Genomic DNA, 11,883 nt, shown 5'->3' on the forward strand with positions numbered 1-11,883 from the left:
GTCATAGTGCAGAATAAGCAAAATTAAGGAGCCAGCCAGAGCAATGAAACGTCCGGACTACAGAACACTACAGGCACTTGATGCAGTTATTCGTGAACGCGGTTTTGAGCGCGCGGCGCAAAAGCTTTGCATCACCCAGTCCGCCGTATCACAGCGTATAAAACAGCTTGAAAACATGTTCGGCCAGCCGCTGCTGGTGCGTACCGTGCCGCCACGTCCAACCGAGCAAGGGCAAAAACTCCTCGCCCTGCTGCGCCAGGTTGAACTGCTGGAAGACGAGTGGCTGGGTGACGAACAAACGGGCTCTACGCCGCTGCTGCTCTCTCTGGCGGTCAACGCCGACAGTCTGGCAACCTGGCTGCTGCCGGCTCTTGCGCCGGTATTAGCAGATTCCCCTATTCGCCTGAACTTACAGGTTGAAGATGAAACCCGAACCCAGGAGCGCCTGCGTCGCGGTGAAGTGGTTGGGGCCGTCAGTATTCAGCCTCAGGCGCTGCCAAGCTGTCTTGTCGATCAGCTGGGCGCACTGGACTACCTGTTTGTGGGGTCAAAAGCCTTTGCCGAGCGCTACTTCCCCAACGGCGTCACCCGCGCCGCGCTGCTGAAAGCCCCTGCCGTGGCGTTCGACCATCTGGACGATATGCATCAGGCGTTCCTGCAGCAAAACTTCGATCTGCCGCCTGGCAGCGTGCCGTGCCATATCGTCAACTCGTCTGAAGCCTTCGTGCAGCTTGCGCGCCAGGGCACCACCTGCTGCATGATCCCACACCTGCAGATTGAGAAAGAGTTGAAAAGCGGTGAGCTGATTGACCTGACGCCGGGGCTGTATCAGCGCCGGATGCTCTACTGGCACCGTTTTGCGCCGGAAAGCCGTATGATGCGCAACGTCACCGACGCGCTGCTGGCATACGGGCATAAGGTGTTGAGACAGGATTAAAAAGAAAAGCCGGGTGGAGGCTACGCCTTACCCGGCCTACAGATTACTGAGCAGGTTTCGGCTGTGCTGCAACTGGTTCCAGCTGGAACACCACATCTACCTGATCGTCGAACTGAATGGTTGGCTGCTCGTAAGTTTCCTGAGCGGATACCGGCGCTGCATCAGCCTTCATCATACGAACCATCGGGCTTGGCTGGTAGTTAGAGACGTGGTAACGCACGCTATAAACCGGGCCGAGCTTGCTCTTAAAGCCAGAAGCCAGCTGTTCCGCCTGGTGAATGGCATCATCAATAGCCGCTTTACGCGCTTCGTCTTTATATTTTTCCGGTTGCGCAACGCCCAGCGACACGGAACGAATTTCGTTCAGACCTGCCTTTAACGCACCGTCCAGCAGCGAGTTAAGCTTATCCAGCTGACGCACGGTCACTTCGACGGTACGCACGGCGCGGTAGCCCTTCAGGATGCTTTTGCCATTCTGATAGTCATAATCGGGTTGAGTACGCAGGTTCGCAGAGTTGATATCTTTTTTACCGACACCGTTCTGCTCGAGGAAAGAGAGATATTGCGCAACGCGATCGTCAGCCTGCTTCTTAGCCGTCGCCGCATCTTTCGCCGCCACATTCACCTCAATTGCCAGGGTTGCAACATCGGGTACCGCGTCCACGCTTGCGGTGCCTGAAGTGACGATGTGCGGGCCATCCGGCAGTTCACTTGCCTGCACCGACACCGCACCGAAACTTACTAATGCCGCCAGGGCCATCACTTTAAACTTCACTGTCATTCCTCCATGTTGCGAAGAGTGCCCATTAACAGGGCGCATGCCAGCAAGCTTAGCGGGTCTTGTTCAGTTGTCCATAAGACAAGGATTAGTTGAACAATTCCTGGACATGATGAATCCCCTCTTTCGCCAGTTGGAAAGCGATAAACCACATCACCAGGCCGACCAGGGTATTAATGATGCGCTGGGCTTTGGCCGTACGCAGGCGGGGCGCCAGCCATGCCGCCAGAATGGCGAGACCGAAGAACCACAGGAAAGAGGCGCTGATCGTACCGAGCGCAAACCAGCGCTTTGGCTCAACGTCCAGCTGTCCGCCCAGGCTGCCCAGCACCACAAAGGTGTCGAGATAGACATGAGGGTTTAGCCAGGTGACCGCCAGCATGGTGACGATAATCTTCCAGCGGCCCTGCTTCATGACCTCCGCGCTCGCCAGCTCGAGGTTGCTGCTCATCGCCGTTTTCAGGGCGCCGAATCCGTACCAGAGCAGAAACGCCACGCCGCCCCAGGTAACCAGCGCCAGCAGCCACGGAGACTGCATCAGAAGCGCGCTACCGCCAAAAATCCCGGCGCAGATCAGCAGTAAATCACTTACCGCGCACAGCAGGGCAATCATCAGATGGTACTGACGGCGGATGCCCTGATTCATCACGAATGCATTTTGCGGGCCGAGCGGAAGGATCATGGCCGCACCTAAGGCAAGCCCTTGAAAATAATAAGATAGCATGACGATTTTCTCGCAGTGTTGTTCTGGAGGCTGACTATACTGCGCGAATCACATTAGAGGAAATGGATAATATTAATTGGGTATTAGCGGAGCTTATGAAAGCAAAGCCCGGTGGCGCGAGCACTTACCGGGCCTACGGGTGACGTTATTCTGCTTCTTTAACTTTTTTGACGTTTACGTCCATCTGCGGGTACGGGAAGCTGATGCCGTTGGCATCGAAGTCGCGCTTAATGCGTTCCAGCACGTCCCAGTACACGTTTTGCAGATCGCTGCTTTTGCTCCAGATGCGCACCACAAAGTTAATGGAGGAAGCACCCAGTTCGTTCAGGCGAACCGTCTGCTCTTTGTCTTTCAGAATGCGATCGTCTGAAGCAATGATATTAGTAATCAGCGACTTCACCTGATCGATATCGGAGTCATACGCCACGCTGATAATCAGTTCGTTACGACGCACCGGTTCACGGGAGAAGTTAATAATGTTGCCTGCAATGATTTTCCCGTTCGGCACGACCACAATGCGGCCATCAACGGTACGCATAGTGGTTGAGAAAATCTGCACCTGCAGCACGGTTCCGGCAATGCCGCCCAGGTCAACGTATTCGCCGGAGCGGAACGGACGGAAGGTGACCAGCAGCACGCCTGCCGCCAGGTTTGAAAGCGAGCCCTGCAGCGCCAGACCAATGGCCAGACCGGCGGCACCGAGAACGGCGATGACGGAGGCGGTCTGCACGCCCACACGGCCCAGCGCCGCAATCAGCGTAAAGGCGATAACGCCGTAGCGCACCAGTGCGGAGAGGAAGTCAGCCACCGTGGCGTCAATGTGACGGGCCAGCATCACGCGGTTGACCGCGTTCGATACGATACGCGCCACGATCATCCCGACGATGATGATGGCAATCGCCGCGACGATGTTCACGGCATAGCTCAGCAATAGCGCCTGGTTGCGTACCAGCCAGTTACCGGCGTTATTGATGCTGTCTACAACATCGAGTTGTTCCATTTATTCTTCCTTTTGTTAAACCAAAACACAAAATCCATCCCCCATGGAGACAGGCAGGTTCGTAAAGGGTAAACAAAAAGCGCCGGGTTTGCCAAACAGATCACAAAAACAGGTCTGGCAGGGTATTGAAAAAGCATAAAAAAAGGCCCGCATTTGCGGGCCTTCTGATGCTGTTAGCTGCTCAAATTACAGAACGTCGATCGCGTTCAGTTCTTTGAAAGCCTGCTCCAGACGGGTCACCATGGACGTCTGAGCAGCGCGCAGCCATACGCGTGGATCGTAGTATTTCTTGTTCGGCTGGTCTTCGCCTTTCGGGTTGCCCAGCTGGCCCTGCAGGTAAGCTTCGTTCGCTTTGTAGTACTGCAGGATACCGTCCCAGGTTGCCCACTGGGTATCGGTATCGATGTTCATTTTCACAACGCCGTAGCTTACGGAGTCTTTGATTTCCTGAGCAGAAGAACCGGAACCGCCGTGGAAGACGAAGTTCAGGCTGTTGTGCGGCAGGTTGTGTTTCTTAGACACGTATTCCTGAGAATCACGCAGGATGGTCGGGGTCAGAACCACGTTACCTGGTTTGTAAACGCCGTGTACGTTACCGAAGGACGCTGCAATAGTGAAGCGTGGGCTGATTTTGCTCAGCTCGGTGTAAGCGTAATCAACGTCTTCTGGCTGGGTGTACAGGGCAGAAGCGTCCATGTGGCTGTTGTCCACGCCGTCTTCTTCACCACCGGTGCAGCCCAGTTCGATTTCCAGGGTCATGTCCATTTTGGCCATGCGCGCCAGGTACTTAGAGCAGATTTCGATGTTTTCGTGCAGTGACTCTTCAGACAGGTCGATCATGTGAGAAGAGAACAGTGGCTTACCGGTTGCCGCGAAGTGTTTTTCACCCGCGTCCAGCAGACCGTCGATCCACGGCAGCAGTTTCTTCGCGCAGTGGTCAGTGTGCAGGATAACTGGAACACCATAGTGTTCAGCCATCTGGTGAACGTGGTGCGCACCAGAGATAGCGCCCAGGATTGCAGCACCCTGAGGAATGTCAGTTTTCACGCCTTTACCTGCGATGAACGCAGCGCCGCCGTTAGAGAACTGAACGATAACTGGAGCTTTAACTTTAGCAGCAGTTTCCAGTACGGCGTTGATGGAGTCAGTACCCACGCAGTTAACTGCTGGCAGAGCGAAGTTGTTTTCTTTAGCTACCTGGAACACTTTCTGTACGTCATCACCAGTGATAACGCCAGGTTTTACGAAATCAAAAATTTTAGACATGTTGCTTAGTCCTGTATCTTCGGCCGTTAGAAAAGGTGCGAGCTCTTTAAAGCGCGCTGAAAATTGGGCAGGTTTCCCTGCCCTTGAATGGCTTACTTCTTAGCGCGCTCTTCGAGCATTGCTACTGCTGGCAGTACTTTGCCTTCCACGAATTCGAGGAATGCACCGCCACCAGTGGAGATGTAGGAGATCTTGTCAGCGATACCGAACAGGTCGATTGCTGCCAGGGTGTCACCACCGCCTGCGATAGAGAACGCTTCGCTGTCTGCGATAGCGTTAGCAACGATTTCAGTACCTTTGCGGAAGTTCGGGAATTCGAACACGCCAACAGGACCGTTCCACAGGATAGTTTTTGCGTTTTTGAGGATTTCAGCCAGTTTCTGTGCAGAAACGTCGCCCAGGTCCAGAATCTGCTCTTCGTCTTTGATGTCGTTTACAGATTTCAGGGTCGCGGTTGCGGTTTCGGAGAACTCGGTCGCGACGCGAACGTCAGTTGGAACCGGGATATCACAGGTACCCAGCAGGCGTTTGGCTTCGTCAACCAGGTCTGCTTCGTACAGGGATTTACCGACGTTGTGGCCCTGAGCGGCAACAAAGGTATTCGCGATACCACCGCCAACGATCAGCTGGTCAGCGATTTTAGACAGGGAATCCAGAACGGTCAGTTTGGTAGAAACTTTAGAACCACCAACGATAGCCACCATCGGACGAGCTGGTTCTTTCAGTGCTTTACCCAGCGCTTCCAGTTCGTCAGCCAGCAGAGGACCGGCACACGCTACGTCTGCGAATTTACCGATACCGTGGGTTGACGCCTGTGCACGGTGAGCAGTACCGAAGGCATCCATCACGAATACGTCGCACAGTGCAGCGTATTTTTTGGACAGGGTTTCGTCGTCTTTCTTCTCGCCTTTGTTGAAGCGAACGTTTTCCAGAACAACCAGTTCACCGGCAGCCACTTCAACGCCGTCCAGGTAATCTTTTACCAGGCGAACCGGGTTGGACAGTTTGTCTTTCAGGTAATTAACCACTGGCAGCAGAGAGAACTCTTCGTTGTACTCGCCTTCAGTTGGACGACCCAGGTGGGAGGTGACCATCACTTTCGCGCCCTGCTTCAGAGCCAGTTCGATGGTTGGCAGAGATGCACGGATACGCGCGTCGCTGGTCACTTTGCCATCTTTAACCGGTACGTTCAGATCGGCACGGATGAAAACGCGTTTACCAGCCAGATCCAGATCGGTCATCTTAATTACAGACATGGTGAATCCTCTCGTTGATTCTTAAAGTTTTGCAGACGCACGATGCGTCTTACCTGAAACCTTGAGCGGCCATTGCTAACGTGGTGTCGAGCATTCGGTTAGCAAAGCCCCATTCGTTATCACACCAGACCAGCGTCTTGATAAGGTGTGCCCCACTGACTCTCGTTTGCGTACCATCGACGATGGCGCTGTGCGGGTCGTGGTTAAAATCTACTGAGACCAACGGTAATTCCGTATAGTCAACTATACCATGAAATGCCCCCTGTGCCGCTTTTTGCAGCAACAGGTTGACTTCACAGGCTTTTACCGGTTTTTTCACCGTCACGCTAAGGTCAATTGCAGTGACGTTAATCGTCGGGACACGCACGGCAATCGCTTCAAACCGGTCATTAAACTGCGGAAAAATACGGGTGATCCCTGCCGCCAGTTTCGTATCCACCGGAATGATTGACTGGCTCGCCGCGCGAGTGCGTCGTAAATCCGGATGGTAGGCGTCGATAACCTGCTGATCGTGCATGGCGGAATGAATCGTGGTCACGGTGCCGGATTCAATGCCATACGCATCGTCTAACAGTTTGATGACCGGAATAATGCAGTTGGTGGTACAGGAGGCGTTGGAAACAATGCGGTGTTCGGCCTGCAGCTCATGCTGGTTGACGCCAAACACGACTGTCGCGTCGAGGTCATTACTGCCGGGATGAGAAAACAGGACTTTTTTCGCGCCTGCAGCCAGATGCGCTTCGCCGTGTTCGCGGTTGCCATAAACACCGGTACAGTCAAGCACGACATCCACACCCAGTTCACGCCAGGGTAGCCCGGAAATGCTGTTCTCATGCAGAACACGAATAGCGTCATCACCCACAAAGAGCTGATCTCTTTCCTGGCGCACATCCCAGGCGAAACGTCCGTGGCTGGTGTCATACTTCAATAAATGCGCCATGCCCGCAGCATCCGCCAGTTCATTGATTGCCACCACGGTTATTTCCGCCCGACGTCCGGATTCATACAAAGCACGAACCACGTTACGCCCGATGCGACCGAAGCCATTAATCGCTACGCGTACGGTCATAGATCTCCTGCAAAGCAATCCCTGAGTTTGAGGTGGCTGAAAGAGTAATCCAGCTACGCCCGAAGGGGAATCCTTGCTGTCACAAACTGCGATTGATTGGTCAATTGTCGAACATTTAATCGACTGAAACGCTTCAGCAAGAATAAGCGAATCGGGGAATAAAAGGAATGTCTGTCCAGATGAATAAGCGAGCTATATGACTTGCGTCACATTTTAGGTGGAATAATGACGCAAAAAAAGCCGGGTGGCGCGCTAGCGCTTACCCGGCCTACTTTCGAGCCATTTGTAGACCCGGTAAGCGTAGCGCCACCGGGCAAAACGGCGATTACAGCAGTTCTTTCGCTTTCGCGACAACGTTCTCAACGGTGAAGCCGAACTCTTCGAACAGCTGCTCTGCCGGAGCAGACTCACCGAAGGTGGTCATACCGACGATGGCACCGTTCAGGCCCACGTATTTGAACCAGTAGTCAGCGATACCCGCTTCCACTGCCACACGCGCGGAAACCGCTTTAGGCAGAACGGATTCACGGTAAGCGGCATCCTGCTTGTCAAACGCATCGGTAGACGGCATGGAGACCACGCGCGCCTTCACGCCTTCGGCAGTCAGTTTTTCCCATGCGGCAACAGCCAGCTCAACTTCAGAACCGGTAGCGATGAAGATCAGCTCAGGCTGGCCCGCGCAATCTTTCAGCACGTAACCACCGCGAGCGATGTTCGCCAGCTGCTCAGGGGTACGCTCCTGCTGCGCCAGGTTCTGACGGGAGAGGATCAGCGCGGTTGGACCGTCCTGACGCTCAACGCCGTATTTCCACGCCACCGCGGATTCAACCTGGTCACATGGACGCCATGTGCTCATGTTCGGGGTCACGCGCAGGGAAGCCACCTGCTCTACCGGCTGGTGAGTTGGGCCGTCTTCGCCCAGACCGATGGAGTCGTGGGTGTAGACCATCACCTGACGCTGTTTCATCAGCGCCGCCATACGCACGGCGTTACGGGCATATTCAACGAACATCAGGAAGGTAGAGGTGTACGGCAGGAAACCACCGTGCAGGGAGATACCGTTGGCAATCGCGGTCATACCGAATTCACGTACACCGTAATGGATGTAGTTACCGGCAGTATCTTCGTTGATTGGCTTAGAACCAGACCACAGGGTCAGGTTAGATGGCGCCAGGTCAGCGGAGCCGCCCAGGAATTCTGGCAGCCATGGGCCAAACGCTTCAATCGCATTCTGAGACGCTTTACGGCTCGCGATTTTAGACGGGTTCGCCTGCAGCTTAGCGATAAATTCGTTCGCTTTCGCGTCGAAGTCAGACGGCATGTCACCTTTCATACGACGGGTGAATTCAGCCGCTTCCTGCGGGAAGGCTTTCGCGTAAGCAGCGAACTTCTCGTTCCAGGCCGCTTCTTTCGCCTGGCCTACTTCTTTTGCATCCCACTGAGCGTAAATCTCTGATGGGATTTCGAATGCAGGGTGTTTCCAGCCCAGCGCTTCGCGGGTCAGTGCGATTTCTGCATCGCCCAGCGGCGCGCCGTGGGAGTCGTGCGTACCCGCTTTGTTCGGTGAACCGAAGCCGATGATGGTTTTGCACATCAGCAGGGACGGTTTGTCCGTCACAGCGCGCGCTTCTTCCACTGCACGTTTAATCGAGTCAGCATCGTGGCCATCAACGCCACGCACAACGTGCCAGCCGTAGGCTTCGAAACGTGCTGCGGTGTCGTCGGTGAACCAGCCTTCAACGTGACCGTCGATGGAGATACCGTTGTCGTCATAGAACGCAACCAGTTTACCCAGCTTCAGGGTACCTGCCAGGGAGCACACTTCATGAGAAATGCCTTCCATCATGCAGCCGTCGCCCATGAAAGCGTAGGTGAAGTGGTCAACGATGTCGTGACCAGGACGGTTGAACTGCGCCGCCAGGGTCTTCTCAGCAATCGCCATACCCACAGCGTTAGCAATACCCTGACCCAGCGGACCGGTGGTGGTTTCTACGCCAGCGGTGTAGCCCACTTCCGGGTGACCTGGAGTTTTGGAGTGCAGCTGACGGAAGTTTTTCAGCTCTTCAATTGGCAGATCGTAGCCGGTGAGGTGCAGCAGGCTATAGATCAGCATAGAGCCGTGGCCGTTGGACAGCACGAAGCGGTCGCGGTCAGCCCATGACGGGTTCTGCGGGTTGTGGTTCAGGAAATCACGCCACAGGACTTCGGCGATATCAGCCATACCCATAGGAGCCCCTGGGTGGCCGGATTTGGCTTTCTGAACTGCGTCCATGCTCAGCGCACGAATAGCATTAGCAAGCTCTTTACGTGAGGACATTTTAACTCCAGATCGGACTGTTAAAGGCCATGCCCTTGACGACAGCGCGTTTTGGGCTACGCCGGAAAAAAGTGCCAACAATGTAACCCAAGCGGCATGCCATGTACATGGACCATTCTTTTGCAGCTTAAGAAATCTCTGGATCATGCTCGCATGTTGCGCAATCTACTCGCCCGGCCCTGTAGATATTCCTTATACTTATCCCGACACCGGCTTCGCTGACGGTGACCTTTTCGGATTTTATTCAGATTAACGAGTACGGAAGCAACCTCATGAAAATGCGTGCAATAGTGCTGGCCCTGGGTACAACGCTCCTGCTGAGCGGCTGTCAGAATATGGATTCTAACGGTCTGATGACGTCAGGGGCAGAGGCCTTTCAGGCCTATTCCCTGAGCGATGCGCAGGTGAAAGCGCTGAGCGACCAGGCCTGTAAAGATATGGACGGAAAAGCCACGCTTGCGCCGGCCAACAGTACCTACACGCAGCGTCTGAATAAGATTGCTTCCGCGCTGGGCGACAACATCAACGGCCAGCCGGTGAACTACAAGGTGTACATGGCGAAAGACGTCAACGCCTTCGCGATGGCGAACGGCTGTATCCGCGTTTACAGCGGACTGATGGACATGATGACCGACAACGAAGTGGAAGCGGTCATCGGCCATGAAATGGGCCACGTTGCCCTGGGCCACGTGAAGAAAGGGATGCAGGTTGCCCTGGGCACCAATGCCATCCGCGCAGCGGCGGCCTCTGCAGGCGGTATCGTTGGCAGCCTGTCGCAGTCACAGCTTGGGGACGTGGGTGAAAAGCTGGTTAACTCTCAGTTCTCACAGCGTCAGGAGTCCGAGGCGGATGACTACTCCTACGATCTGTTGCGCAAACGCGGCATTAATCCATCAGGCTTAGCCACCAGCTTCGAAAAACTGGCCAAGCTGGAAGCCGGACGCCAAAGCTCCATGTTTGACGATCACCCGGCCTCAGAAGAACGCGCACAGCATATTCGCGACCGTATGGCCGCAGACGGAATTAAATAATTTCAGAAGGAGGCAGTTTTGCCTCCTTTTTATTTCGCATGAATTGTTAACTTAACAGCACGTATCGATAACACCCCTGAAAGCCCCGCCAAATCTGCCTTATGGCATTGAAATGTCTGGTCACATAATTATTGCAAAGGTCACTTTTTCCGGTAATTATCACCTCCGCAGTTATTCAAATTAATATATCCAGACAGAGACGTTCCCTCCGTGAAAAAAGAATTATCATTAGTTGCTTTAAGCTTATTTGCCGCATTACCTGCCGCTGCAAGCCTGCAATCCGACAGCCAGGGTTTTATTGACGACAGCCGTCTGGACCTGTTTTTCCGCAATGCGTATATCAGCCGCGACTATCATCAGGGTCAGCAGGACAAAGCCGAATGGGGTCAGGGGATCATCGCCACGTTTGCATCCGGCTATACTGAAGGGCTGGTGGGCTTTGGTGTGGACGGTATTGCTCAATATGGCGTGCGCCTGGACGGCGGCCGCGGCAAAAGCGGCGCAGGCGGCATCGACTTCTTTAAACAGGAAGACGACGGCCGGGCAAAATCCGATCTGGCAAAGTTTGGCGCGACCGCCAAAATGCGCATCTCCAATACCGTACTGAGCTACGGGAATCAGCGCCCTGAATTGCCTATCGTCAATGCCGACAGCTCCCGCCTGCTGTTTGAAAGCTACACCGGCGCTATGCTGACCTCGAAAGAGATCGACGGTCTGGAAGTTAACGTCGGCTACTTCACCGACGAGCAGCGCAAAAGCGATGACCGCCACGACAGCGGGCTGAAGAGCCTCTCCTTCGGCGGCGCAAGCTACCAGTTCAACGACCAGTTCAGCGGCGCGCTGTACGCTTCTCATAATGAAGAGGTGATGAACAAGCAGTATCTGGGCCTGAACTTCAAACAGCCGTTCAGCACCGGGCAGCAGCTGGTGCTCGACTTCAACGGCTATAACTCCCGTCTCGACCAGGGTTACGCGGACAGCCTCGATACGGGCCGCAGCAACGCTATCTGGAGCCTGGCGGCGAGCTACATCTGGGATATTCACACGTTCAAAGTAGCGTACCAGCAGAGCAGCGGCAGTACCGGCTACAACTACGGCGGCTACCGCGACCAGGGCGGCGTGGGTGACGGCGGTAACACCATCTGGCTGGCGAACTCCTACTGGTCTGATTTTAACGGCGAAGATGAACGTTCATGGCAGGCATCCTACGGTCTGGACTTTGGCGGTCTTGGCTTACCGGGCCTGAGCTGGACCACTGCCTACGTACGTGGGGATAATATTAAAACCTCTGAAACCAGCAACGGCAAAGAGCACGAGTGGTTTAACCAGATCCAGTACCAGGTGCAGGATGGCCCGGCGAAGGATCTGAAACTGAAACTGCGCTATTCCGTGCTGCGCGTCTCCAGCAACGCCAGCGATTACAACGTGGGCGGGGACGAGATCCGCGCTTACGTGGAATACCCGTTTAACGTGTTCTAAAGGCAATAAAAAACCTCTCAATAGAG

At 54.6% G+C, this 11,883-nt stretch carries 10 protein-coding genes; 3 read left to right on the plus strand and 7 right to left on the minus strand.

What is annotated here, in order from left to right; translation table 11 throughout:
- Positions 1–43: 43 nt before the first annotated feature.
- A complete protein-coding gene (gene argP, locus ACW9E7_RS16485; RefSeq protein WP_008499727.1) occupies positions 44–937 on the plus strand; it encodes a DNA-binding transcriptional regulator ArgP in 894 nt (297 codons plus the stop codon).
- A gap of 43 nt (positions 938–980) precedes the next feature.
- Here argP and ACW9E7_RS16490 read toward each other — a convergent pair whose 3' ends face one another.
- The 7 genes from ACW9E7_RS16490 to tkt all read right to left on the minus strand — a co-directional run bounded on the left by ACW9E7_RS16490 (position 981) and on the right by tkt (position 9,347).
- Positions 981–1,712: an oxidative stress defense protein gene (locus tag ACW9E7_RS16490; RefSeq protein ID WP_008499728.1), complete on the minus strand. Its 732-nt coding sequence runs from the start codon at positions 1,710–1,712 to the stop codon at positions 981–983.
- 91 nt (positions 1,713–1,803) lie between these two features.
- Complete coding sequence (argO, locus tag ACW9E7_RS16495; protein WP_136195098.1) at positions 1,804–2,439, minus strand: arginine exporter ArgO; 636 nt, start codon at positions 2,437–2,439, stop codon at positions 1,804–1,806.
- Positions 2,440–2,584: 145 nt separating this feature from the next.
- Positions 2,585–3,439: a small-conductance mechanosensitive channel MscS gene (locus tag ACW9E7_RS16500; RefSeq protein ID WP_111963216.1), complete on the minus strand. Its 855-nt coding sequence runs from the start codon at positions 3,437–3,439 to the stop codon at positions 2,585–2,587.
- Between the two features lie 186 nt (positions 3,440–3,625).
- A complete protein-coding gene (gene fbaA, locus ACW9E7_RS16505; RefSeq protein WP_008499731.1) occupies positions 3,626–4,705 on the minus strand; it encodes a class II fructose-bisphosphate aldolase in 1,080 nt (359 codons plus the stop codon).
- Positions 4,706–4,797: 92 nt separating this feature from the next.
- A complete protein-coding gene (gene pgk, locus ACW9E7_RS16510) occupies positions 4,798–5,961 on the minus strand; it encodes a phosphoglycerate kinase (RefSeq protein WP_023309116.1) in 1,164 nt (387 codons plus the stop codon).
- 49 nt (positions 5,962–6,010) lie between these two features.
- Positions 6,011–7,030 carry an erythrose-4-phosphate dehydrogenase gene (gene epd, locus ACW9E7_RS16515; RefSeq protein WP_127732263.1) on the minus strand — a complete coding sequence of 340 codons (1,020 nt, stop codon included), beginning with the start codon at positions 7,028–7,030 and terminating at the stop codon, positions 6,011–6,013.
- Between the two features lie 325 nt (positions 7,031–7,355).
- Entirely contained in the window at positions 7,356–9,347 is a 1,992-nt protein-coding gene (gene tkt / locus ACW9E7_RS16520; RefSeq protein WP_045355615.1) for a transketolase, read from the minus strand.
- 272 nt (positions 9,348–9,619) lie between these two features.
- Here tkt and loiP point away from each other — a divergent pair, with 272 nt between their 5' ends.
- Complete coding sequence (gene loiP, locus ACW9E7_RS16525; RefSeq protein WP_021242066.1) at positions 9,620–10,378, plus strand: metalloprotease LoiP; 759 nt, start codon at positions 9,620–9,622, stop codon at positions 10,376–10,378.
- 210 nt (positions 10,379–10,588) lie between these two features.
- Entirely contained in the window at positions 10,589–11,857 is a 1,269-nt protein-coding gene (locus ACW9E7_RS16530; protein ID WP_458728107.1) for an OprD family outer membrane porin, read from the plus strand.
- Positions 11,858–11,883 lie beyond the last annotated feature (26 nt).

The sequence above is a fragment of the Enterobacter sp. H2G27 genome, assembly GCF_054403075.1.